Source organism: Stieleria maiorica, assembly GCF_008035925.1.
GTDB lineage: Bacteria > Planctomycetota > Planctomycetia > Pirellulales > Pirellulaceae > Stieleria > Stieleria maiorica.
The window spans coordinates 7,437,456-7,461,061 of the sequence record NZ_CP036264.1 but is presented as its reverse complement, the minus strand read 5'-3'; the positions used below and the strand labels follow the sequence as shown (position 1 = coordinate 7,461,061).

Here is a 23,606-nt window from a genome sequence, read left to right as displayed (position 1 = left end):
CACGTGCCAACGAGCCGGCTGATTTTTTGCCACCGGCGTCGGCAGCGCGGATCAATCGGTGCAAGTCAACCGTCCGCGGGATGCCCGGACACGTCCGGGAAGCTAAATTAGACACGCCGTCTTTAAAAAGTCCTCGGCATCTGTCCAGGAGTGGCGTTGTGAAGAGATTAGCTGTTCCGGTGATCACCAGCACCCTGGTGCTGCTGTGTCTTGCTCCGCGTCAGTCTTGGTCACAAGAAAACGCGATCGAAGAGAATCGGCGTCTACAGAATACGTCTCGTGCAAAAGCGCGAGAGTTGGAATTCCGGATCGACGATGAGTCCTCGACGGAATTGGTGGTCGGCGATTCGCCGGTGATGACCTGGACCAGTCTCGGAGGGTGGTCCGGAGATGTTTTTGCCTGGACAGGTAAGGGACGCGTGCAGGTCGTCGGCTGCATCGGCTCGCACAAACTTGACGATGGCCGATACGAGATTTTCCAGGAATTCCATTCGTTGGCCGATGAACGAGTGATGGCGACGCGACTGGATGAATCGCAGGTTTGGATCCCGAGGACATCCATTGAAGCCAAGCCGATGACGGGGACGCGTCCCCCAGCGCGTTCGCCGCCCCAGCGACTTGCGCAGATGAGATTGTTAGCGCGGTCGTTTTCGTTCGGAATGCGGGTCAGCGAGGATAATGTTGAACAGGAATTGCGATTGCTGCCACAGCCTGTCGCGCGGGTTGTCGGTGGCAGCGATCGTGTTCTGGACTCGGCACTTTTCGCCTACGTTTCTTCCTCGGGGACTGATCCAGAGGTGTTCTTGTTGATCGAAGCCAGGGACGTCGATGGTCAATCGGTTTGGACCTATTCGATCGCACGTTTTACGACACGCGAGATCTGGATGTCGCATGGCGATCATCCGGTGGTGCGGATTGATGAAGCGCCGTATTTGGGCGGGACAACAGAACGAATCGCTGAGCCCTACTTTTATCGTGTCGAATCAGCCCTCCCGGTCGACGAGCTTGAACCGGCCGAGTGACCCCGAGCCAGTCCGCCGTGGATGAACCGCACCACCTCTTGGGGTCACGTCTCCGGCCCAAAATAGCGACAGCAGCACGATGAAGTCGCAAATTCTAAAAAATATCGATGACGCGCGTGACAAAGTCGCGTCCCCCATGTCTGTTCTACGATGGGCCCCCTCGCTCGTCTTGGAGAGATGAACCTTTCATGAACCATTACCGTGCGATTGATGGAATCTGGCAGCGCTACTGATGTGGACGCCCTCCTTGCTTCGGCCAAGTCGGGAGACGCCTGCGCGTTGAGCACATTGTTCGGGATGTACCAGAACTACATCAAACTGCTCGCCGCGTCACAGGTCCGGTCACGGCTCCGCGTGCGGGCCAGCGCCTCGGATATCGCACAAGAAACGTTCCTGAATGCGCATCGCGGTTTTGAAAACTTTCGCGGAACGACCGGCGGCGAGTTTGTGGCCTGGCTGCGTTCCATTCTAACGCGTCGAATCCAATACCTGGTCCAGCAACACGTCCAGTCGCAGGTTCGCGATGTCCGTAAAGAGGTCTCGATCGAAGCGATCGGAAAGTCGGTGGATCAATCTTCGATTCGATTGGAAACCGTCCTCCAGGCCGGTTCGCCCTCTCCTTCGGCACGGCTTCAGCGCCAAGATCGCAGCGTCCACGTCGCCAACGCGTTGGCGGAGCTTGCCGATGATTATCGCGAGGTGTTGATGTTGCGTAGCGTCGAGGGCTTGGGGTTCAAGGAGGTTGCCGCACGGATGCAACGCTCGCACGGTGCGACGCGAATGTTATGGTTACGGGCGATTGAGGCGCTGCGGGACCGATTGGGCAACGGAGACAGTCTATGAACCAAGATTCAGGTGCACAGGTGCAATTGACCGTGCGGCGTCAGCGGAAACTCGAATCACAACCCGGGCTGACCGAAGCAGATGAAGCATTGGTGGGCGTCTTGGATTTGTATCTGGAGCGTCGGTCAGTCGGTCGGGTGATTCAATCCTCCTTCATCGCCGAACAGTGCGCGCGTTACCCCGAATTGGAACTCGATCAAAAGCTACCAGGGCTAATCGGCAGCATTGATGCGTTGAACGGGTTTGCAGACGAACAGACAGACGAACAAACAGCGGGCTTCCAATCGGATTCGTGGGAAAACCTCGTTTCCAAAACGCTCGGCGATTATCAAATCCTAAGCGAAGTCGGTCGCGGCGGAATGGGGATCGTCTACAAGGCTCGGCAACAATCACTGGACAGAATCGTTGCTTTAAAGGTCCTGCCGGTTTCGGTCGTCCTGGACCAGCAGCAGATTGCACGCTTCATGCTGGAGGCCCAGGCAGCCGGCCAACTCCATCATCCCCACATCGTCCCGATCTATTCGGTCGGACCAGAGGATGGTGTGCACTGCTACAGCATGCCGTTGATCGACGGCCGTTCGCTGGACCAAATGAATGAAGCGTGGCAGGCCAACAAACCGGACGCCATGCAATCGATCCGCTGGATGATTCAAGCGGCCGATGCGATCGAACACGCGCACCAGCACGGCGTGATCCATCGCGACATCAAACCGTCGAATCTGATCATCGACAGCAACAACAAACTGTGGGTGTCGGATTTTGGATTGGCTCGCTGTCGACACGCCGATCGACTCACTCAACCCGGTGTGATCGTCGGAACGCGTCGCTACATGAGTCCTGAACAGGCGAGCGGGAACCCCGCATTGGTCGATCACCGCAGCGACATCTTCGCCTTGGGAATGACGCTGTTTGAACTATTGACCGGACAACATGGTCGGCAGAAAAGTTCTGCTTGGGCGACGGTGCCGATTGATTCGGAGCCGACGGCTTTCAACAGCCAAACGTGGTTGATCCGGCGGCATCACCCTGACATCTCTCGGGACATCGAAACCGTCGTGATGAAAGCGATCGCGCCCGATGCCGCCGATCGGTATCAATCAGCCGCCGAATTATCGGCCGATCTGCGTCGAGCGTTGAACGGTCATCCGATTCTGGCGCGACGCCCTTCTACGTTGGAGCGGATTTCAAAATGGACCCTCCGGCATCGTCGCGCCGTCGCCGCTTCGACTGCGGTGTTCTGCGTGTTGTTCGTTGGCCTGCTCGGCGCAACGCTGTTGTTCGCGCGACAGCGATCTGAACTCCAAAGTGCGCTCGTCGCGGCTGATCGCCATCTGTTGGTCGCCAACCAAAACCGAGACCGCGCGGAAGCTCATCTGCGTCGAACACGCGATGTGCTTGACCGCTTCGGTTTGATGGCGGCGGAACAGTTGCGCGGAGTCGCCGGAGCGGAACACGTCAGGGAGGCGTTGGTCCGCGACGTCCTCCGCTATTACGAAGACGATGTCAGGCAAGCAGAGTCCAAGTCGGATTCGCCGCTGCAGTTGGCCGAGACGCATTACCGGGCGGCAAAGATCATTGAGGAACTCGGTGCGAACCGACGGGCGCGCAACGTCTATCGGCGAGCGCTCGGACATTTCAACTCACATCTTCCATCGGCGTCCGTGCAATACCGGGCCGCCTTGTGCCGCAACAGTATCGCTGTCCTCTCGGCCGAACTGGGGGAATTTGCCGCGGCCGAAAATGAATACCGCGTCGTGCTCGAGCAGCTTCCGCCGATCGCAATAGACAACGCCGACCGCACGCGGACGCTGGCCACGGTCCATGGCAACTACGGACTTCTGCTGACATCACTTGACCGAACCGAAGAAGCGAAACGACAGTTCCACTTGGCCGGCGAACTGCTTCCCGAACACGACCTGATCAACACCGCCGACGCGCTGACCGCAGCGATGATCTTCAATAATCTTGGCCATCTGGTGCAAGACACGGACTTACCAGAGGCACTGAGGTACAACCAGCGGGCCATTCATGTTCTGCGATCGGTCGTTCGGATCGAACATGGCGGGGAACTGAACACCAATGCCACTCACGAGGCAGTCGGTGCACTCGCGCTCAACCTGAACAACCAGGCATCCCTGCTCGTTCGACTCGATCGCGACGACGAGGCGATCACAGCGTATCGCGATGCAATTGTGCTGTTCAGAAGCTTGGTCGACCGATTGCCCATGATGGTTCGCTACACCGAAGAACTGGCGATCACCTACAACAATTATGGACGTTGCCTGCACCGCTGCGGTCACGACCGCGATGCCCGGTCGGCGCTGCAGCGGTCCCACGACCTGTTAGAGAACTTAGTGCGTCGCCGCCCGGATGCACCTCAATACCAGGCCGCACTCGATGGCGTGCGGAAGAATCTTGCGCGAACCGGCGAACCCATCGCCCTGCAGAACCAACCCCAGGATCAGCGACCGTGAACCAACAACGAACACTGACACTGGAACGGTTAGAGACTCGCTTGGCCCTCTCTGCCGAGGCCCCGTTGACGCTGGGCACCGAACCGGATGGCCGATCAGGCGATCAGGGCGGGTTAGCTGCCCTTTTGAAACAAATCGATATCCTTACGAGTCAACGTCAGGAAGACTTGTCGTCCGATCGTAACGCCTCCGCACCAATCTCGGGTGAGAAATTTCTCGGTAGCGACGCCGCGGTTCGGCTGCGTGTCGAGATCCATGATCTGGATGGTCGATCAGTGGAATCGGCGGTGACGGGTGGGCAGTACGCTGCGAAGGTTTTTGTCCGTGACGTGCGTGACTTCGCGGACTCCAGCGCAAAAGCCGGCGGTGTGTTTCAAGCGATCATCGATTTGGACTTTGGGGACAATGCTCGTCCAGCGGGCCCGCCGATATTCTCCGATGGATTTCCCGTTCTTCGACAATACGGCACGTTGGTCGGGAACGCACTGCGAGGAATCGGTGCGGTCAGCGATTACGCGGTCGGCGGCGGGCAAGCCGAGCAGTTTTTGATGGCGGTCCCGTTCGTGGTTGAGGATCCAGCCCGGCCGACGCTGCTCAATGTCGCGCCATCGACATCCAGCACAGAATCGATGCTCCTGTTTGGCCTGAACGCCCCCATCCCGTCATCGGGCATTGGCACCGGATCAGCGACGCTTCAGCCGATTCCTGTCGAGCCGTCTCCACCGCCCCAAGAGAGTCCCCCGCCGGTTGATCTTTCGCCAGTGAATCCGCCGGACGGTCATTCTGGCATCGATTCTGGAGAAAGTCTTTCCCCGGACCCGGCGATCACGGAATTGGCGTCGACTCTGATTTCATTCAAGCCCGCCGGCCCAATCGATCTTGGCCGGGCCGCCGACGCTGCATGGTTCCGGTTGGAAATGGATGACGAGGACGAAGACGACGAAGACTTGCTGGAGCTGCCCATGCCTCAATCGGTCGATCCGCCGACTTCTGGAGACGACACCACAACCTCCGATGCGGCCGACAGCGACCAGGAGGAGCGCGAGGCAGACACAGAGGAAACGGGATCGACGGGCCTGTTTTTTGACGAACGACTGTTTATCGAAGGTGCGTTTGTCGAGCCGCTGCTTTCGCCGTTCCGCTTGCAGTTTCAACGCTACCGAGAAACGGATTCCAGAGAGACCAAAGCGGGTCCTGCTGCGGACGACCCGCCCATGCCAGAACGGGACCCCGCGACTTGGGTCGACATCGCAGTGATTTTACGGCCGCGAGCACACGGTGCGAAAACAGGGGAGGCCTACGTTGACGTCACGGGCAACCAAACACGCGATCGTCCCGATTCCGCCGACGACGTGGGACGTGAGTTCGCAATCAACTTTGAAATCGATCCGCCCCGACTGCCGGTGGTCGACCGCAACTTGATGCAGGGCAGCGGCGAAATGGCTCCGCTTTCTCGAAACACCGAATCAGATGCCAAAGTCGATTGAAACCTGAACGCAAAAAGGGAATCGGGGGATCCTGCGTGACGATTCGCCGGGTCCCCATGTCTTTTGGATTGGAAAACTTTCATTCGACCAGTCCATGATTTCAATTTCCTTTGACATGAAACGACGCGTTAAGAATTTGCGGCCACGAAATATCCACCTTTGTCACGAGCGTTTGGAAACCCGCCAATTGCTCGCCGCCGATCCCTTCAGCCCATGGACGCATCCGCTTGACCCGGCCGACAGCAACAGTGATGGCACGGTCACGGTGCGTGATGCTTTGGTCGTCATCAACCAACTCGGACGTTCGGACACGGCCGACCTCGCGGAGGTCGCTGCGCCACCCATCCTTGGACTCGATGCCGACGATTCGCAGACGACGCTGCATCTGGATACCAACGGCGATGCCGAATTGACCGTCCGTGATGCGTTATTCGTCATCAATCGACTGGGCCAAGCAACGACCGGCATCGGTGCGGCAGAGTCGGAGGAGGATTCATCGATCCCCGTAGGCCAGGAAGGCGAAGCCCAGACGCTCGGTTTTGATGACGACTTCGCACACGTGATCAGCTCGCTTTCAGCCGCACAGAATTCGCAAACCTATCGGTTCACCGCGACATTGCCACGCGCAACAGTCGACTTGAATTCGGTCCTGGACGAGAACCTGGCGGAACTGACGATCCTGGACGCTCAGATGCAGCGGATCACCAGCAGTTACTCGCAAGCCGCTCGAGCAAGATTCCAGGGAATCGATTTCCCGACCCAACCCGGTCGAGAGTACTTCGTCCGGGTCGAGTTTGCCGACGGTGCATCGGAAGCGGCATTCGATTTCGCCTTGAGCGTTTTCCAATTCGAACCGTCACGTTGGTTGCCGGAATCAAGTGATGAATTGACCGACGTCGACGGAAACGATGGTGGCGACGTCGGCGATACGATTCTCACGGCCGTGGACGTCGCGATCCGGCCTAACGGATCCAGTTTCGTCCAATCTCTTGAAACGACCGGCGACGTCGACGTGTTTCGACTGCCCAACGGACTGCCGGGATCGGTCTATGTCCACGGCGTCGATGGGATCGGTTTTGAATTGCTGGGCGAAAACGGAGACGTCCTGGACCGCGAGCCCTCGTCCATCGCCGTGAATGACCAAACCGACATCGGATACTACAAGGCGTTTCAGGACGCAGCCCTCGGATCTGATTCGATCTACTTGCGTGTCTTTTCGACCGCTGCAGCAACCGGGCAATACAGTGTCTCGGTGCTGCTGGATAACGCGCCCGATCAACCGGACGAATCGCTTTTGAGCGGCTACTCGCAAGACCAGGCCGGGGTGGTTCATTTTCATGAGAACTCAGCGACGATTGCCGGGACAACCGAGATCAGCGGGCAAGTTCATTTTTACCGTTTTACAACCGACGCAAGACGAGCCGTTTTAACGCTGACCGGCGATGAAGGGGTTGAGATGCAGATGTTCCGCGGCAGCGACAAAACGCCGATCGGTTCACCGCAATCCGATTCGCTTTCGGCATGGCTTACCGGACCGACCGATCAAGCCGCCGCCGAGTACGTATTGGCCATTCACAATCCGCGTCAAGCAAGCGACTATCGCGTCGCCATCGAATTGATCGAACCGACCGTGATCCCGGTGGAGGTTGATGCGTCGGAATTGGAAACCGCATTACCGTTGCCCGATTCCGATCCGGCGTCGGCAGGGGCACACGCGGTCATCACGATCGCCCCCAACGATGTGAATTACTATTCGTATGAATCCGGAGCGGCCGTGATTCGGATGCTGGCAAGAGGATTGAACGGAAAAGACGAAGCGGTATTGCGGTTGCAGTTCCACCTGCTGGACCAGAACGCGGAGGTGATCCCCGGAACCTATCCGGACAACTTCGAATCGATCCAGGAGATCCTTGATCGACTGGGTGGCCAAATCGTGATCGCCGACACGTCTGTCGGACAGCAGGTGTTCTTGAGGATTGCCAACCCGACCGATCAGGAGATCACGTTTCAGTTGTCGTTAAGCTGACTCGGTCGGGTCTTTTGAGGCAGGCCAGCCCTTCCGGACTGGCATCACTGATGCTTTAGGCTGGGCTGCGCAAAACCGGTCGATTCGTTTGCGTTTTCATTCGTAGAATTCTGGCGTTTTCGGTTCCGCGCCCCCTCTTGGGATCAGCCGTTTGGCGCCAGCCTACGGGCCTCCACCGACGTTGGGGCCTCCACCGACGTTGGGGCCTCCACCGACGTTGGGGCCTCCACCGACGCTGGGGGCTCGAACGCCGCTGGGGGCTCGAACGCCGCTGATGCCCGAACGCTTGCGCGAATCGGCTGATGCCACTCGTGGTTCGTCGCCCGCGGACGACCCGGAACGGATGTCGTCCGGCGAGGCGGTGTCAGGACGACGCCGGGTGATGCTTGGCGGTGATTTCAAGGGCGGCGTCGTACAGGCCCGGGCAACTTGCCAGGACGCTGGAAGGCTGCAACCCCAGCGGGTTGCCCTTCGCATCGCTGACCTTCCCGCCGGCCTCGGTCACGACCAGCTGTCCGGCGGCGAAGTCCCAGGGCGAGAGCTTGTACTCGAAAAACGCCCCGAACATCCCGCTGGCAACGGCACACAGGTCGAGCGCCGCGGTCCCGAAACGGCGGATCCCATGGATGTCGTGGGCAAAGAAGTCTTCGATGGCCGACAGCGTCGATCGCATCATCGCGCCGCGGTCGTAGTAGAATCCGCATCCGACCAACGCGGTGGACAATTCGGTCGCGGTGGCGGTACGGAGCGGGGCGCCGTTGTGTTTTGCCCCGTCGCCTTTGACGGCCGTGTAGGTGTCACCGGAGATCGGGTTCAGAACCACGCCGACCGTCGGGGTGCCGTTGTGATAGTAAGCGATCGAGACCGCGAAGTGGGGCACGTGGTGCAGAAAGTTGTTGGTGCCGTCCAGCGGATCGATGACCCACAGGTGCTCCGCATCGGTGTCACCGATAAGATCCTCTTCGCCCATCAGTTCATGATCGGGGCAGACGGAAGCGATCAGGTTGGCGATCACCGACTGACTTTCCAAGTCGGCATCGCTGACCAGGTCATAGCTCTTACCGCCGACTTCGGATTTATCCCGCAGCTCGACGCCGTCGTGCCAGTAGCGGTGCAAGACGTGTCCGCCGGCCTGGGCGGCCGACTCGGCAAGGCGGAGGATGGATGCCAGATCGCTGGGCATGAATTTGATGGTCGTCCGAGTCGCGCGGCGGCGGCTAACGTTCTCGGTACGTGATTCGACCTTTGGTCAAATCATAGGGCGACAGTTCGACACGAACCTTGTCGCCCGGCACGATACGGATGAAGTGCTTGCGCATCCGTCCGGCGACGTGCGCCATCACTTCGTTGCCGGTTTCCAATTGGACTCGGAACCGGGTGTTGGCAAGGGCCTGGGTGACCGTGCCCTCGACTTCGAACGCTTCTTCTTTCTTGCCCAACTTTTTTCCTAGGGGTTATCGTTTGCTGAACTGGACGCCGCGTCGGGCTCCACGCAAACCTGGTTTCTTTCGTTCCTTCATGCGAGAGTCTCGCGTCAGGAACCCGCCATCACGAAGGGTGTCGTGGAGCGACTCATCATAGCTGACCAGGGCACGTCCCAGTCCCATGCGGACGGCACCGCTTTGGCCGGTCAGGCCGCCGCCGGTGACACGCACGATGACGTCCAGCTTGTCGGTCAATTCGACAGCTGCCAGGGCCGCGGTGATCGCAGCTTGATCTTGGTCGTTGACGAAATACTCGTTCAGCGGCTTGCGGTTGATCGTAATCTTGCCTTCGCCGGCGCGGACGCGAACGCGTGCGACACTGCTTTTGCGTCGTCCGGTGCCCAGTGCGTCACCGTTGATCTTGTCTTTTTTGACCAGGGTCATCAGTAGAGTCGGTAATTGAGTTGTTTGGAAGGGGGTTCAGGGACTGCCCGCCGAACGGGCAGGCCGCGGCGATGCTAGCTGACTTTCTTGCCCGTGCGTGCCAGCGGTTTGGGATCTTGGGCCGCGTGCGGGTGATCCGGACCGGCATAGATCTTCAGCTTCTTGATCATTTGCCGGGCCAGTTTGTTTTTCGGCAGCATGCGACGGACGGCGTGATAGATCAGGTCTTCCGGCTTGCGTTTTTGGCGGTCGCCATAGCTCTCCAGTCGCAACCCCGGGTAGCCGGTGTACCACGTGTAGTGCCGGGCGTCCATCTTGCGGCCGGACATCGCGACCTTGTCCGCGTTGGTGACGATCACGAAATCACCGCAATCGACGTGTGGGGTGTACTGCGGGCGATGCTTGCCCATCAGGACGACGGCGATATCACTGGCCAAGCGTCCGAGGACCTCATCGGAGGCGTCGACGACGTGCCAATTCTGTTCAACTTGGCCGGGTTTGGCCATGTAGGTAGGTTGCGTCACGGAAACAGTTCTACGGAAAACGGAAAATGTGCGGTTGGGCGAACGTCAAACGGATCGCTCGGCTCTGGCGGGGGCGAAACGGCGGTTGCTGCAGCGGGTGCAGCTTGACCACGACCTCGGCGCCCGTTGTTCTGCGGCGGCGATTTCTGTCTTCGGCGGCGATTTCGGCCGGTCAAACACGGCACGGTCTCACGAGGAGATCGCTTGGAAGCGGAGCGAATCGGATTCGCGATCCCTGCCGCCAAGAAAGACCGAGAACGGTGCTCCGGCGGAGGATTCGGAAGCGTATCGACACCTCCCCGGCTCGGCAAGGGCTTTTCAGAGTTTTCGCAGGCGAAATTGGCTCGCCGGCTTATGCCCCGAAGCGACTTAAGTACTTCGTCAGCCGCAGCTTCTTGCGCGCGCTGTCGCTGGTCATGTACCGCAGACTCCCGAAGATGGGGCGTTTGGGTCCCCAAGCCCGGTCGTAGCGTCCTAAAACCCAAAAAATCCCGCTGTAGGAGTTCGGATCGCGTCCGTCCAAGGCGTATTTGTTGTTCAAGTGAATCATGATCTCCAGCGCCTGTCGGGCCGATTCGGTCCAGTGCAGGATTTTCTTGCCCCACAGCATCCGCATGTAGTTGTGCATGACGCCCTGGCGGACCAATTGACGCTGGGCCGCGTTCCACAGTTCGTCGTCGGTCTCGGCCGCCTCAAATTGCTCCAGCGTGTACGTCACCGGCCGTGGATCGTCCGCCGTTTCCGCGATCGTTTTCTTGGCCCAATCGGGCAGCGATTCGAATTTGTCGTACATTTCCGGTTCGCGAAAGGCCAGGTTGAACCCCATTTCGCGCCAGGTCAGGATCTGGTCCAAGAACCCTTCGGCCGGCTCGCTGGTGTTCCAAAACCCGTGGTTCTTGCCGTTGGCCTCGGACGCCTGGTCGGGGGTCCATTGTTCGTGGTCCAACACCCGCTCGACGATTTCGTGGGCAGCGATGTGGCCGAAATGCAGGTGCGGACTGAGCCCGCTGGAGCCCTGTTCGTCGGGGTGATTGCGATCGGTGTGGTAGACCGGCAGGGCATCGGTCAAAAAGCTGTCCAACGCCTTCGCAGCGGCCGCACTGCCGCCATCGACGACCGGGCTGGGGGGGACGGAATGATCGATCGGAATCGACGCCAAACCGTCTTCGCCGAGCAACGCATCCAAATCCGCCGGCTTCCATTTCCGCGTCACCGAAGCAGGCAGCTTGTCCAATTCGGGCAACGAGAGGTTGTCCAATGGATCCGTCTCGGGCAGCTCGGTCAGACAATCCAGGATGTTCTTGTGCATCCAGCGCCGATAGCTGTGGGCGACCGTAAAGGTTCGATCTGGCAGCCGCATCGGCACGACGCAGTTGCCGTCGACCAGCTCCAGCGGCACCGGCAACCGGTCTTTCACGGCGTCGATCATGTGAGGCAAAAAGAAGCACGGGTATTCGTCAGTGACCACCGTGCATGCGTTTTCGGCCAATTTGGCCAACAGCGGCGAACCGCGGCCGGGTTTCGGCTCTACATACGGAAAGTACGTGACCGGCTTGTCGCCAAACGCGTCGGCATTGTCACGCATCCCCTGGATGATGAAGCGGTGGATTCGGTCACTGGCCCAGTCGTAGCGCACGCGAAGCGGCTCAAAGACGACCAGCGGCTTGTCGAGTGACCGGGCGCGATCGACGGCATGCTGGAGCGCGAAGTTGTATCGTGTTCGTCGCGCCGCGATCATCCAGTACAGCACGTACTGGCCGCCTTGTCGCAACGACCGCGAATTGGCCTGCGTGATTCGAATTTCGGGAATCGGCATGTCGGCGGATGATCCGGTGGAATTCGGGAGCGAGGGTGTAGCGGACGTCGGCACGCCCATAGTATGGTGCCAAAGCAACCGGCGACGCACGGAAGCGGCCCCGCCTTCATTCGGACCTGACAACATTGAAGCGACATCGACTGCGAAGAAAGCTCCCCCTGCTGGCCACGCTGGCGGCGATCACGATCGCCGTCGGCGGGTACGTGTTCGGATTGGCGCTGCTGCAATCGCATCTGTACGCCTATTACGACTTTGAAGATCTGATCCAGCCGCGGCTGATCGACGCGACGATCGTCAGTTGGTTGCTGTTTTTCTGCAGTTCGATCGGCAGTTTCCTGAACGTCGTCGCCTGGCGGATGCCGCGTGGCGAAGGCATCGGCGGCCATTCCCATTGCCCACGCTGCGCGAACACATTGAAGATTCAGGATAACGTGCCGATCCTGGGCTGGATCTCGCTGGCCGGGCGTTGCCGTTTTTGCTCGCTTCCGATCTCGCGTCGCTATCCGATCGTCGAGGCGTTGGTGGGGATCACGTTGACGCTGATCGGAATCACCCAGCTGTACTCGCTTTCCCTGCCGGCGCAGTTCGTTCACGGTCACGACGGCCCGCTGTGGGCCCCCCGCGTCTCGCCAGAGCTGTTGGCGATTCTGACCTACCACACCGTGGCGGTGTCGACACTGTGGGCGATGGCGTTGATCCGCATCGATGGAACCCGCTTGCCGGCCCGGTTGGTCGTCTTTGCCGGCGTTGTTCTGGTGATCCCGATGTTGGCCTATCCGACCGTGATGGTCGTGCCGTGGCAGGCTAGTCGGCCGATGGTCTGGGTGCCCGATGGCTTGCACGTTGATGCGATCATGCGCGTGGCCAGCGCCCTGGTCGCCGCGGCGCTGTTCGGACGCGTGCTTGCCAAGGGGCTCTGCCCTTCGGCCGATTTAAAACTCGATCCGCTCGGCGGCGGCACGGCCCGGTTGGTCGATCTGATCGCGATGCTGTCGGTTCCCGCCCTCGTGATCGGATGGCAATCGATGCCGGCACTGGTGATCGTCGCGGCAGTCTTGGCGATCGTACTGCGTCCATTACTGCGATGGATCCCCATCAACGACGGTCCGCGCGGACAAATCGCCCGGCGTGGGGCGATGGAATCGTTCGCATTCGCCTTGCCGTTCGCGCTGACGTTGCACTTGGTGTTCTGGCGTGTGCTTTGGGAAACGCCCGCTTGGCCCAGCGATCACAGTAGCCGCAACGTGATCATCATCGCGGCGCTCACGGTCTTGGCCGTCCCGTTCTTTCTGACCGATCGCACCACAGCGACGGCGTCAGACGATGGCCAGCTGAAAGATCCCGGCGACGAAGACGAAGGTGTCGTCGACGACGTTTCAACCGACGAATTGCCAGAACACCATTGCGATGCCGAATCCGATGATGGAGATCAGCGTCGAGATGACCCCCCAAGTCCGTAGCGTTTGGGCTTCGGACATTTGGAAATAGCGAGAAATCATCCAGAAACCGGAATCGTTGACGTGGGAGAATCCCGTCGCTCCGGCGGCAATCGCCACCGTGATCAGTGCCAATTGCGGCTGGCTCATCCCGTCGACAAAGTTCCCCATCAAACCGGCGGCGGTCAGCATCGCAACGGTCGCTGATCCCTGGGCGATGCGAATCAACGTCGCGAACACCCAGGCCAACAGCAGCACCGAAATCCCCGAGTCGCGAAAGATCACCTCCATCGCATCGGTGATTCCCGTCGCCGCCAGCACGCCTTTGAACACGCCGCCGGCACCGGTGATCAAAATGATGATGCCCGCCGGCCCGAGTGCCTTGGTCGAGATTTCCAGCAGGGTTTCCCGATCCACCCCGCGCCGGGTTCCCAGGAAGTACAGCGCGGTGAGCGTTGAAAACAACAGCGCGATGACCGGGTGCCCGATGAACGTGACGAACTGCACCACCGGCGACGCACTGGCCAACGATGCGGCGAGCTCGGCGCCACGTTGGTCACGCGTCAGCCCTTCGGCCAGCCCCGCGGCATACCATTGCTCGATGACCGTGTTGGCCAAAATCAATCCGATCGGCAGCCCGATCAAAAACACGATGAACCCGAACGGAGGCAAAGCGGCTTGTTCGCTTTCGTCGATCTCGGGCGACTCAGGCAGTACGATCTCCACCCCCTTGGACAGCTTCACGCACAAGCAAGGGCCGCACAGAATCGCCGTCGGCAGGCCGACCAACACGCCGAATAGGATCACCCACCCCAGATTGACGCCCAACAGGTAGGCCACCGCGACCGGCCCCGGGGTCGGGGGGACGAACGCGTGCGTGACCGCCATGCCGGCGACCAACGGCAGCCCGAAATGCAAAAATGGCCGTTTCGTATCACGCGCCAACGCGTACAACAGCGGGGCCAAAATGACCAACGCCACGTCCAAAAAGACGGGGATCGAGATGATAAATCCGGTCAACAGCATCGCCCACGAAGCCCGCTTGGGGCCGAACACGCGCACCAGATGGTTGGCCAACGACTGTGTCCCGCCGCTGTGTTCCAAAACCGCTCCGAAGACGGCCCCGATCCCGATGATCGTGGCGATAAATCCCAGCGCGCTGCCCATGCTTTTGACGATCGTGTCGGCAACTTGGGTCAGCGGCACCGCATCGGGATTGACCGTCCGGCTGGACGCGGCGACGACGACGGAGACCAACAGCAAGGCCAAAAACGCGGACAGCTTCAGCTTTAAGATCAATACCAATAGCAACGCGATGCCGAATACCAGCAGCGCGATCAGCGGTCCCGCCGGTGGACCGGCCGGCTCCGTTTGCCCCAACACCATCGAAACAGACGCCGGCCAGTGGAGGCCAAGGGGGAACAGCAAAGAAGCATCGATCAACGGAGGCACCGTGTGAAACAAGCGGAATGACGAACGTGGATGCCCGGAGAGGGTTCAGCGACCCGGGTGCCGCTGGCGGGAGCGGCGAGTCTAGGCGGGCGGCAAGCGTGGGTCAAGAATCGGCCCTTAACGCCACGGCACGGGAAAGGAGGGATTCGCCCTTGCCGAGTACGATGGCCCTTCCGGGCCGTCGCTTTTCGCTGCTCCGCAGCGAAGGGAATTCACCTAAAGGGACCGTCCAGCGTAGGGCGATGCTTTCTCACGGTACGATGGCCCTTCCGGCCCGTCGCCCGTGGGGCTCAGCGCGACGACCTAGAAAGGACGTCGTACACCTATCCACCGACCGCTGCCCAGCTTTCTGACGAGTCACGGATTGCGAATCCTCTCATAGAGCTACAATAGACGCCGATTCCCTCTCGACCTCCAATCCACGCCTATCGGTCCCAGATGAGTTCTCCGATCAAACTTGCCGACCACTTCCACGGCGAGCGCTGCGCGATTTCGTTCGAATTATTCCCGCCGAAAACCGAAGCCGGCATGAAACTGCTGGAAACCAACGTCGAGCGATTGAAGGCGTTCGAGCCCAGTTTCTTCACCTGCACCTACGGCGCCGGCGGTTCGACCCAATCGCGGACGCTGGATGTTGTCGAGCGCGTGCGACAGATGACGGGCCTGCCGGTCGCGTCCCACCTGACCTGTGTCGGTTCGACCGTCGCTGAACTGCGCGACTACTTGGCCGAAGCCAGACGCCGCGGTGCCGAGTACATTGTCGCCCTGCGTGGGGACCCGCCCAAGGGCAGCGAATCGTTCCAGGCGGTCGAAGGCGGGTTGCGATACGGCAACGAACTGGTCGAATTGATCCGCGAAAGTTTCCCCGACCAGTTCGGCATCGCGGTGGCCGGATACCCGGAGGTCCATCAAGAAGCGCCCGACGCCCAAACGGACCTGGACAATCTGAAACGCAAGGTCGACGCGGGAGCCGACATCGTGGTCACGCAGTTGTTCTATGACAACGACGACTTTTATCGTTTTCGCGACGCCTGTGTTGCCGCCGGCATTGAAGTCCCGATCGTGCCCGGCATCCTGCCGGTGACCAATTTCAAGCAGGCACAACGGATCGCCGGGATGTGCAAGGCACGGATCCCCGACGACATGGCGGCCGCAATGAACGAAAACGACGATGCCGACTACCAATTCAAAGTCGGCGTGGATCACGCGCGGGTGCAAACGATCGACTTGATCGAAAACGGTGTCCCCGGGATCCACTACTACGTGCTCAACAAGAGCGACGCCGCGGCGCAAATGCTCGATGGCCTGTCACTGGGCGCCCCCTCGTCGTGATGATGGGATCGGCTTCCGGGAACCGTCCGGCCTAGCGCGATCGGTATTCATCGTACGATGGCCCTTCCGGGCCGTCGTTCGCTAGCACGCTCCACGCGACGACCTGAAAAGGACGTCGTACAATCAATCAACTCGCCGCGGATTCTGCTACCGCGGAAACGCCGCCAACGGCACATCGCGGTAGAGCGTCAACATGCCGGCGACTTCCTCGACCCGCTGCCGGCTTTCTTTGCTCAGCCCCGTCTTGAATTTGTAATTGGAAACGAACGTCCGGGCGTGCGTGTCGGACTTCAGCTGCAACGTGACCGTTTCCGGAATGCGTCCGTCGGCCGCGATGGTGTTGCCGAGATTGATCCGGGCAAACGGCGGAGTCCCAATCTTTCGCACCAAATTGACTCGGGCGACCCAATCGGTGAACTCGGCAAATCGATTCGGTTGCGCCGCAATCTCCGGCTCGGCGGCACTGGCGGTGTAGTGATAGTCGCCGAATTGGATTTGATAGGTGTTTGCCTGGTTGGCATCACGCACTGTTCGGGCAGTGATTCCCAGCCGGGTTTCAAGACCTTCATTGGTTGCAAACAGCCGAAACCGGGCGGCGGCGGTGACAATGTCCTGGTGGGTGATCGCTGATTTGACGTGATCGACCCGGGAGAGCAAGGTGATTTGGCCGTTGATCGGATCGATCAGCGTCACGTTGCGGGGCTCGGTGAGTGCGAAATCGTAGGCTTTGCCGTCCTTAAACAGCACCAGGTGTCGATCCTGGAGCTGTAGTTTCTCATCCGCCAGCACCTCAAACACTTCGATCGTGACTTGAAAGGCGTTGTCGTCGGCGGCGGGAATCTTTGCGGCGGCCAGACGTGCCGGTGATTCGGCCACGGTGGTCCCGGCCGTCGTCGCGATCAGACAACAACACACGATCCGGATCAGTGCCGCAAGCGATTTCGGAGCGATCAGTTGGGAAAGCCGCATCATGCTGGCGATCTCGTCGGTGAAAGTGGAGCTCGGGGGGCTGTCGCGAGGCGACCTGGACTTTTTCAGTCTCTGGAGCGTAGAAAAGGGCGACGCCGGTGGTCCAGACCAATGTCGCCGGCTTTTTCGCCACTTCAACCATTCGCCGACATCGATGCAACGCACGCTCTTGTTCATTCCCCACGAAATCGGGCCGCTCCCCATCTTAGGGGTCGGTTGGGCGTTGGGGATTTTGGTGCTGGCGCTGCTCGTTCGGTTGGGCTGGGCGCAGCGTCAAATCAGCCGATTCGGCGGCAGCAAGGGCGAAGATGGACCGCCGACACTGGGGCAGGTGTTGGCCGGCGAAGGACTGTTTTGGGCCGCCGCGGCGGGGCTGATCGTGTTCGTTCTGCCCAACGTCGAGCTGAAAAACGTCGCCGGCGATCCCGTGGGCATGGCGATCCGCGGCTACGGTGTGTTCTTGGTCTGTGGCGTGATGAGTGCGATCGCGCTGGCGGCCTATCGGACCTCGCGGGCCGGCATGAACCCCGAATTGATCTACTCCCTGGCCCCCTGGGTGTTCATCGGCGGAATCGTCGGCGCCCGGCTGTTTTACGTGATCCAGTACCGCGACGAATACATCGGCGCGTCGACGATGGAGACGATCAAAAACATGCTGGCCTTCACCGAAGGCGGATTGGTGGTCTATGGATCGTTCATCGGCGGTTTCCTGGCGTTCATGGTGTTCACCTTTCGCAACAAGGTCCCGCTGCTGCGCTTCGGCGACGCGATCGTGCCCTGCATCTTTCTGGGCGTCTTCTTCGGTCGCTTGGGCTGCCTGCTGAACGGCTGCTGCTACGGCGGGCGGTGTGAACCCGGTTGGGCGTCGCTGCAGTTTCCGCCACTCACCAAGGTCTATCAGGAGCAATTGACGAGCGGCGAACTGCTGGGCATGGACATCGATCTGAAAACCGGAAAGATCCAATCGGTCGTTCCGGGAAGTGTCGCCGATGAGTTGGGGATCAAGGCGAAGGACGTGTATGAAGCCGGCGATTTCGATCGGCGTCCCTACAAGACCGCCGACCCGAAGCTTCCCGAAGAAGAGATTGTGCCGGGTTGGATGATGCGAGTTTCGGGAAAGACGCACGTTTTGTCGCCTGAAGAATTGCCCGAGCGTGCGTTGCCGGTTCGCGCCGCGCAACCGATCAGCAGCCTCAGTTCGCTCGCCCTGTGCATCGCGCTCTGTGCGTTGTCCCTGTGGATCACGCGGACCGGCGCGATGATGTTTATCGGGTTTGCGTCGTACGCGGTGTTGCGTTTCGTGCTGGAGATCGTTCGCGTTGATGAAGCCGGCCAATTCAACACGTCGTTGTCGATTTCACAGTGGGTCAGTGTGGTCGTGCTGACGCTGTCGATCGTCGGATTGATCTGGGTGTACTTCATCCGCAGCGATGTCGCCGACGGCAGCGACGCGGCGGCACCGGGAGTGGCATCGTGAAGATTCTGGTCACCGGCGGCTGTGGTTTCATCGGCAGCAACCTGATTCGCCATTTGCTCTCCGCAACGGCGCACCGCGTTGTCAACGTGGACAAATTGACGTATGCGGGGAACCCGAACTCGCTGGCCGAATTCGCCGACGCCCCACGCTATGTATTCGTCCGAGGCGACATCGCGGACGTGACGTTGATGCGTGGCGTGTTTGCCGATCATGCCCCGGACGCGGTGATGCACTTGGCCGCCGAATCCCACGTCGACCGTTCGATCGACGGTCCGGCGGACTTCATCCAGACCAACGTCGTCGGCACCTTTCACCTGCTTTCGGCCGCGGGAGAATACTACCAACAGCTCTCCGGCTCGCGCGCCGAGTCGTTTCGTTTCCTGCACGTCTCGACCGACGAAGTCTACGGGGCGCTCGGTGCCGAGGGGCTGTTTTCCGAGTCGACGGCCTACGACCCGCATTCGCCCTATGCCGCCACCAAGGCGTCCTCGGACCATCTAGCCCGAGCCTGGAGGACGACGTACGGATTGCCCGTGATTGTTACCAATTGCAGTAATAATTATGGGCCGTATCAATTCCCCGAAAAACTGATCCCGCTGATGATCATCAAAGCGATCGGGGAGCAACCGCTGCCGGTCTACGGGCGTGGAGAGAACGTCCGCGACTGGCTGCACGTCGTTGACCACGCGTCGGCCTTGTGCCAAGTCCTGCAGCACGGCGCGGTGGGCCACACCTACAACATCGGTGGCGATTGTCAGCGTCGCAACATCGACCTGGTCCGCTCGGTGTGCGAGATTTTGGACGAGCTGCATCCCCGCCAGAACGGATGCCACGCCGACCTGATCCGCTTCGTCGCCGATCGGCCCGGGCATGATTTCCGCTACGCGATCGATTCGACCAAGATCCGCGGCCAACTAGGGTGGCAACCACAACACGACCTGGAATCCGGACTGCGGCAAACGATCCGCTGGTACCTGGAACATCGCGATTGGTGGCAAGCAATCCTCGACGGCAACTATCAACTCCAGCGACTCGGCCGAGTCCAATCGACGGATCAAACATGAAAGGCATCATCCTGGCCGGCGGCAGTGGGAGCCGACTGGCGCCGCTGACAACCGCGATCAGCAAACAACTGCTTCCGGTCTATGACAAGCCGATGATCTATTACCCGCTGTCGACGTTGATGTTGGCGGGCATCCAAGACATTCTGCTGATCAGCACCCCCAGTCACACGCCGATGTTTCAATCCCTGTTGGGCGACGGGGCTCAGTGGGGCATCCGAATTTCTTATGCGGTCCAGGAACGTCCCGGCGGGTTGGCCGAAGCGTTCCTGCTGGGCGAGTCGTTCCTGGAGGGGCAACCGAGTTGTTTGGTCTTGGGCGACAACGTGTTTTATGGCGAGGGGCTGATCCAACTGCTGCGGCGTTCGGCGGAACTGGCTCGCGGCGCGAAAATCTTTGCCTATGAGGTCCGCAACCCGTCGGCCTACGGCGTCGTCTCGTTCGACTCCGACGGTCGCGTGATCACGCTGGAAGAAAAACCCGACCAGCCGAAATCGAATTTTGCGGTGCCGGGGTTGTACTTTTTCGATTCGCGTGCCAGCGAGTTTGCCAAACAGCTGCGTCCATCGTCACGCGGCGAATTGGAGATCACCGATTTGAACCGCATGTACCTGAATCAGGCTGCGTTGGAAGTCAAAGTCCTGGGCCGCGGGATCGCGTGGCTGGATACGGGAACGCACGAAAGTCTGCACGACGCCAGCAGCTTCGTCGGTGCGATCGAGAAGCGGACGGGGTTGAAAGTCTGTTGCCCGGAAGAGATCGCGTTTCGCAACGGCTGGATCGACCGCCAAGGCCTCGCGCGCTGTGCCGATTCCGTGCGGCACAGCGAATACGGGCGGTACCTTCGCAAGTTGCTTGAGCACCCGATCACCCATCGCAACGTCGTGTAAGCAGTAGTGGTCGACGCGAGGAGTCCGTGCAGTCCGAACATCCGTGTTCCTCAAGCCCCCTACGCGACCTTCTTGAAGTCCAAGCCGGCGTTGTTGGCACCGTCCAGTTGGAACGTGAACCCGTTGGCTGCCATCGTCAGCTTGCCTTCCATCTTTTGCAGATCATTGCTGCGGACCAGCGTCAAGCGTCCCTCGGTCACTCGGTATTGGCCGGTGAACTGGCTGGTCTTGCCGTTGTTGCGAACGACCCAGGAGAACGTGTTACTGCTGTTGAGATTCAATTCGATCGTGACGTTGCTGGGCAAGGTCGCTTGGAAGCTTCCGATGTGGCCGGGAGTGGCTTCCGAGGCTGCAACGGCGGTTGTCGTGGTCGGCGCCGGATTCGAAACGCTGGGCGTGGATGATGTCACCCCGATCGGATTGGACGCGGTGAGCGACGCGAGTGCTGCCAGGGCGGACGATTCGGCATCGGCTGTGTTTGCCGCTGGTTTGTTTGTCGTCGGCGTCGTTGCGGGTTGAGTGGTCGCTTGTTGCGTGAGCGTTTGCTGTGGTGCCGCCGAGGTTTGCAGCGCCACCTGGGCTCGCGGCCGCGGGCGAACGGAGGCGACGGTGGACGCCGTCGAAGCCGGCTGAGTGATCGCCGCCGGCGGGGCGGCTTGCCCCAGCGCGGGGTTGAACCGCGGCGCGGCATTGTGGATCGGTGGCGTCGTCGGCAGCGTGGTGCGGTAGTTCGACGCGGCCCGGGCATAGCCCCCATAGACCGGGGCGTACGAAACACGTCCCCCGCGTCCACCACAAGCCGACGCGGTCGGAACAGATTGAATCGAGACGGCAGCAATTGCGGCAACGACGAAAAGCTTTTTGGCAGTGCGTTTCATGGGTCAAGATCCGAAAGAAAGTTGGTTGGGTTGCGGCGTGAAGATGCCTTTCAAACAACCAAGCGAAGCCGGCGAACGGATGTTTCAGATTTTTTTGTTTCGGGTTTCGGGTTTCAAGTTTCAGGTCCCCGGGGGACGGAGCCGCCCCGGTTTTTCTTGGTCAAGGCGATTTGGCGAACCAGATTCAATCTGCGACACTCTCGATCAGCAACAACACCGCCGTAGGGACCGAACCGAACTTGAACCGCGCAGTTGTTGCGGCAGGACCGACGGCACACAGAACTCAGACGGCTTTGAGCCGGATCAAGTAGCAGCTCGACAAAACCCCATGAAACACTCCCTTTCGACCTTCGGAAATCGCCTCGCGTTGGACTCGGGGATCGGCGAATTGATGCAGGACCTAGGCGAGACGCTTGCCTCGGGCGATGAAAACCTGTGCATGCTTGGCGGTGGCCAACCGGCCCACATCCCCGAGGTGGACCAGCGTTGGTTAACGCGGTTCCGCGAATTGGCCGGTGACCCGGCTCAAGTCTCCGCGGTGCTGGGCGATTACCAGCCTCCCGCAGGGGACGCCGCGTTTCGCGATTCGGTCGCCAAGTTATTTGCTCGCGAATTCGGTTGGCCGATCACCGCAAAAAACGTTTGCATCACCGCCGGCGGACAGACGGCGTTCTTCTTGTTCCTCAATGCGTTGGCGGGAAGGTTCGATGACGGAACGGAGCGCAAGGTGCTGCTTCCGATCGTCCCCGAGTACATCGGGTATGCCGACCTGGCGACGTCCAGCGATCTGTATCGGGCGGTGCATCCGAAAATTGAAAAAATCGGCGACCACGAGTTCAAGTACGCGATCGATTTTGATTCGTTGGAAATTGATGATTCGATCGCAGCGATCTGTCTGTCGCGGCCGACCAACCCGTCTTCCAATGTCGTCTCCGATGCCGAACTGGAACATTTGGCGGAGTTGGCCGAGCGGAACGACATCCCGCTGATCGTCGACAATGCGTACGGCGATCCGTTTCCGGGCGTGAACTTCACCGACAGCACGCCGGTCTGGCGGCCGTCGATGGTGCTGACCTACAGCCTCTCCAAACTGGGACTTCCAGGGACGCGTACGGGAATCGTGATCGGCAGCGAGGAAATGATTCAGTGGATCGGATCGATGAACGCGATCTCGTCCCTGGCCAACAACAATGTCGGCCAAGCGATCATTCGGCCGATGATCGACAGCGGCGAAATCATTTCGATCAGCCACGACGTGATTCGTCCGTTCTATGAGCAGCGGTCACGTCAGGCACATGATTGGTTGGTCGAAGCACTCGATGATTCCGTGCCCTTCCGGATCCATCGTCGCGAAGGCGCGTTTTTCCTGTGGCTGTGGCTCGAAGGGCTGCCGATTTCGTCGGCCGAACTCTATCGGCGGCTGAAACAACGTGGCGTGATGGTGATCTCCGGCCACTACTTCTTCTTCGGACTCCCCGAGGACGATTGGCCACACCGCGACGAGTGTCTGAGGATCAGCTTCACCACCTCCGAACCGGTGCTCCGCCGCGGGCTCAAAATCCTGGCCGACGAAATCAACCAGCTGTTTGCATAAGTCAAGAAACGATTCCCCAACTGCCAGCTCCCGAATCATCCCGATTGGTGCCACCAATCGGCGCCCCCACGCTGGGACGCTGGGGAAAATAGGACCTATGGGACGTAGGGGACACATGGGACCGGGAAGTAGTTGGCAGTATCCGGCGTCCTATCGGTATCCGGCGTCCTATCGGCATCCGGCGTCCTATCGGTCGCATGGGTCCCATTGGTCCTATCTACCCACCGGCCCTCCCAACCCCCGTGGTCCCGATTGGTGCCACCCATGAATCGAACGCCGGCGTGGGGATTTGCTGGCATTCACGATCCCAATTAGCCTGATTGGTGCCACCCATAAATAGCCTGATTGGTGCCACCCATAAATCGAACATTGACGGGATGATTTGCTGGCATTGGAACGCCGACTGTCGGTTACCAAATCGATGGGTGGCACCAATCAGGGATGGGTGGCACCAATC

The 23,606-nt window shown here is 60.0% G+C and carries 20 protein-coding genes; 11 read left to right on the top strand and 9 right to left on the bottom strand.

Annotated elements, in window-relative coordinates; genetic code table 11:
- Positions 1 to 158: 158 nt before the first annotated feature.
- From Mal15_RS25320 to Mal15_RS25300, 5 genes are all read left to right on the top strand, one after another.
- Positions 159 to 1,022 carry a hypothetical protein gene (locus Mal15_RS25320; RefSeq protein WP_147870296.1) on the top strand — a complete coding sequence of 288 codons (864 nt, stop codon included), beginning with the start codon at positions 159 to 161 and terminating at the stop codon, positions 1,020 to 1,022.
- A gap of 210 nt (positions 1,023 to 1,232) precedes the next feature.
- Positions 1,233 to 1,865 (top strand): sigma-70 family RNA polymerase sigma factor, encoded by a 633-nt coding sequence (locus tag Mal15_RS25315; RefSeq protein WP_147870295.1) that lies wholly within the window; start codon positions 1,233 to 1,235, stop codon positions 1,863 to 1,865.
- A complete protein-coding gene (locus tag Mal15_RS25310) occupies positions 1,862 to 4,339 on the top strand; it encodes a serine/threonine-protein kinase (RefSeq protein ID WP_147870294.1) in 2,478 nt (825 codons plus the stop codon). Before Mal15_RS25315 ends, Mal15_RS25310 begins: the two co-directional genes overlap by 4 nt.
- Complete coding sequence (locus tag Mal15_RS25305) at positions 4,336 to 5,826, top strand: hypothetical protein (protein WP_167547040.1); 1,491 nt, start codon at positions 4,336 to 4,338, stop codon at positions 5,824 to 5,826. The genes Mal15_RS25310 and Mal15_RS25305 overlap by 4 nt, the downstream gene beginning before the upstream one ends.
- Positions 5,827 to 5,941: 115 nt before the next feature.
- Positions 5,942 to 7,852, top strand: a complete 1,911-nt coding sequence (locus Mal15_RS25300; RefSeq protein WP_147870293.1) for a dockerin type I domain-containing protein — start codon at positions 5,942 to 5,944, stop codon at positions 7,850 to 7,852.
- Between the two features lie 162 nt (positions 7,853 to 8,014).
- Here Mal15_RS25300 and Mal15_RS34235 read toward each other — a convergent pair whose 3' ends face one another.
- The 6 genes from Mal15_RS34235 to Mal15_RS25275 all read right to left on the bottom strand — a co-directional run bounded on the left by Mal15_RS34235 (position 8,015) and on the right by Mal15_RS25275 (position 12,060).
- Positions 8,015 to 8,161 carry a hypothetical protein gene (locus Mal15_RS34235; RefSeq protein ID WP_167547038.1) on the bottom strand — a complete coding sequence of 49 codons (147 nt, stop codon included), beginning with the start codon at positions 8,159 to 8,161 and terminating at the stop codon, positions 8,015 to 8,017.
- A 55-nt stretch (positions 8,162 to 8,216) separates the two neighbouring features.
- On the bottom strand, positions 8,217 to 9,035 hold the full coding sequence (locus Mal15_RS25295; RefSeq protein WP_147870292.1) for an inositol monophosphatase family protein: 819 nt from the start codon (positions 9,033 to 9,035) through the stop codon (positions 8,217 to 8,219).
- A 34-nt stretch (positions 9,036 to 9,069) separates the two neighbouring features.
- The gene (gene infA, locus Mal15_RS25290) at positions 9,070 to 9,291 is read right to left on the bottom strand and encodes a translation initiation factor IF-1 (RefSeq protein WP_094411247.1); all 222 of its coding nucleotides are present in this window, start codon (positions 9,289 to 9,291) and stop codon (positions 9,070 to 9,072) included.
- A 15-nt stretch (positions 9,292 to 9,306) separates the two neighbouring features.
- A complete protein-coding gene (gene rpsI, locus Mal15_RS25285; RefSeq protein WP_147870291.1) occupies positions 9,307 to 9,720 on the bottom strand; it encodes a 30S ribosomal protein S9 in 414 nt (137 codons plus the stop codon).
- Between the two features lie 74 nt (positions 9,721 to 9,794).
- Entirely contained in the window at positions 9,795 to 10,226 is a 432-nt protein-coding gene (gene rplM / locus Mal15_RS25280) for a 50S ribosomal protein L13 (protein WP_147872510.1), read from the bottom strand.
- A 370-nt stretch (positions 10,227 to 10,596) separates the two neighbouring features.
- Positions 10,597 to 12,060 (bottom strand): cryptochrome/DNA photolyase family protein, encoded by a 1,464-nt coding sequence (locus Mal15_RS25275; RefSeq protein ID WP_390623404.1) that lies wholly within the window; start codon positions 12,058 to 12,060, stop codon positions 10,597 to 10,599.
- Positions 12,061 to 12,185: 125 nt separating this feature from the next.
- Between Mal15_RS25275 and Mal15_RS25270 the strand changes: the two genes are divergently transcribed.
- Complete coding sequence (locus Mal15_RS25270) at positions 12,186 to 13,520, top strand: A24 family peptidase (RefSeq protein WP_147870290.1); 1,335 nt, start codon at positions 12,186 to 12,188, stop codon at positions 13,518 to 13,520.
- On the opposite strand, the gene Mal15_RS25265 is transcribed toward Mal15_RS25270, so the two are convergent.
- A complete protein-coding gene (locus tag Mal15_RS25265; RefSeq protein WP_199773733.1) occupies positions 13,437 to 14,939 on the bottom strand; it encodes a GntP family permease in 1,503 nt (500 codons plus the stop codon). The genes Mal15_RS25270 and Mal15_RS25265 overlap by 84 nt on opposite strands.
- A gap of 447 nt (positions 14,940 to 15,386) precedes the next feature.
- On the opposite strand from Mal15_RS25265, the gene metF reads away from it, so the two are divergent.
- Positions 15,387 to 16,280 (top strand): methylenetetrahydrofolate reductase [NAD(P)H], encoded by an 894-nt coding sequence (gene metF, locus Mal15_RS25260; protein WP_147870289.1) that lies wholly within the window; start codon positions 15,387 to 15,389, stop codon positions 16,278 to 16,280.
- A 147-nt stretch (positions 16,281 to 16,427) separates the two neighbouring features.
- Here the strand turns inward: metF and Mal15_RS25255 are convergent, their stop codons facing one another.
- Positions 16,428 to 17,252 carry a hypothetical protein gene (locus tag Mal15_RS25255; RefSeq protein WP_147870288.1) on the bottom strand — a complete coding sequence of 275 codons (825 nt, stop codon included), beginning with the start codon at positions 17,250 to 17,252 and terminating at the stop codon, positions 16,428 to 16,430.
- Positions 17,253 to 17,403: 151 nt separating this feature from the next.
- Here Mal15_RS25255 and Mal15_RS25250 point away from each other — a divergent pair, with 151 nt between their 5' ends.
- Genes Mal15_RS25250 through rfbA form a run of 3 tightly spaced genes read left to right on the top strand, consistent with a single transcriptional unit; the run spans position 17,404 to position 20,677 of the window.
- On the top strand, positions 17,404 to 18,726 hold the full coding sequence (locus Mal15_RS25250; protein ID WP_167547037.1) for a prolipoprotein diacylglyceryl transferase: 1,323 nt from the start codon (positions 17,404 to 17,406) through the stop codon (positions 18,724 to 18,726).
- Entirely contained in the window at positions 18,723 to 19,790 is a 1,068-nt protein-coding gene (rfbB, locus tag Mal15_RS25245; protein WP_147870286.1) for a dTDP-glucose 4,6-dehydratase, read from the top strand. Before Mal15_RS25250 ends, rfbB begins: the two co-directional genes overlap by 4 nt.
- The gene (rfbA, locus tag Mal15_RS25240) at positions 19,787 to 20,677 is read left to right on the top strand and encodes a glucose-1-phosphate thymidylyltransferase RfbA (RefSeq protein WP_147870285.1); all 891 of its coding nucleotides are present in this window, start codon (positions 19,787 to 19,789) and stop codon (positions 20,675 to 20,677) included. Before rfbB ends, rfbA begins: the two co-directional genes overlap by 4 nt.
- Before the next feature lie 59 nt (positions 20,678 to 20,736).
- Here rfbA and Mal15_RS25235 read toward each other — a convergent pair whose 3' ends face one another.
- On the bottom strand, positions 20,737 to 21,555 hold the full coding sequence (locus tag Mal15_RS25235; RefSeq protein ID WP_147870284.1) for a hypothetical protein: 819 nt from the start codon (positions 21,553 to 21,555) through the stop codon (positions 20,737 to 20,739).
- Between the two features lie 328 nt (positions 21,556 to 21,883).
- On the opposite strand from Mal15_RS25235, the gene Mal15_RS25230 reads away from it, so the two are divergent.
- Positions 21,884 to 23,149 carry a valine--pyruvate transaminase gene (locus tag Mal15_RS25230; RefSeq protein ID WP_147870283.1) on the top strand — a complete coding sequence of 422 codons (1,266 nt, stop codon included), beginning with the start codon at positions 21,884 to 21,886 and terminating at the stop codon, positions 23,147 to 23,149.
- Positions 23,150 to 23,606 lie beyond the last annotated feature (457 nt).

What these genes read in the sequence shown, in the direction of transcription:
- Mal15_RS25300 (WP_147870293.1), top strand. Translation starts at nt 5,942, where the DNA reads ATGAAACGACGCGTTAAGAATTTGCGGCCACGAAATATCCACCTTTGT.
- Mal15_RS25310 (WP_147870294.1), top strand. Translation starts at nt 1,862, where the DNA reads ATGAACCAAGATTCAGGTGCACAGGTGCAATTGACCGTGCGGCGTCAG.
- Mal15_RS25250 (WP_167547037.1), top strand. Translation starts at nt 17,404, where the DNA reads ATGCAACGCACGCTCTTGTTCATTCCCCACGAAATCGGGCCGCTCCCC.
- metF (WP_147870289.1), top strand. Translation starts at nt 15,387, where the DNA reads ATGAGTTCTCCGATCAAACTTGCCGACCACTTCCACGGCGAGCGCTGC.
- rfbA (WP_147870285.1), top strand. Translation starts at nt 19,787, where the DNA reads ATGAAAGGCATCATCCTGGCCGGCGGCAGTGGGAGCCGACTGGCGCCG.
- Mal15_RS25295 (WP_147870292.1), bottom strand. Translation starts at nt 9,035, where the DNA reads ATGCCCAGCGATCTGGCATCCATCCTCCGCCTTGCCGAGTCGGCCGCC.
- rplM (WP_147872510.1), bottom strand. Translation starts at nt 10,226, where the DNA reads ATGGCCAAACCCGGCCAAGTTGAACAGAATTGGCACGTCGTCGACGCC.
- Mal15_RS25255 (WP_147870288.1), bottom strand. Translation starts at nt 17,252, where the DNA reads ATGATGCGGCTTTCCCAACTGATCGCTCCGAAATCGCTTGCGGCACTG.
- Mal15_RS25235 (WP_147870284.1), bottom strand. Translation starts at nt 21,555, where the DNA reads ATGAAACGCACTGCCAAAAAGCTTTTCGTCGTTGCCGCAATTGCTGCC.
- rpsI (WP_147870291.1), bottom strand. Translation starts at nt 9,720, where the DNA reads ATGACCCTGGTCAAAAAAGACAAGATCAACGGTGACGCACTGGGCACC.
- Mal15_RS25230 (WP_147870283.1), top strand. Translation starts at nt 21,884, where the DNA reads ATGAAACACTCCCTTTCGACCTTCGGAAATCGCCTCGCGTTGGACTCG.
- Mal15_RS25315 (WP_147870295.1), top strand. Translation starts at nt 1,233, where the DNA reads ATGGAATCTGGCAGCGCTACTGATGTGGACGCCCTCCTTGCTTCGGCC.
- Mal15_RS25275 (WP_390623404.1), bottom strand. Translation starts at nt 12,060, where the DNA reads ATGCCGATTCCCGAAATTCGAATCACGCAGGCCAATTCGCGGTCGTTG.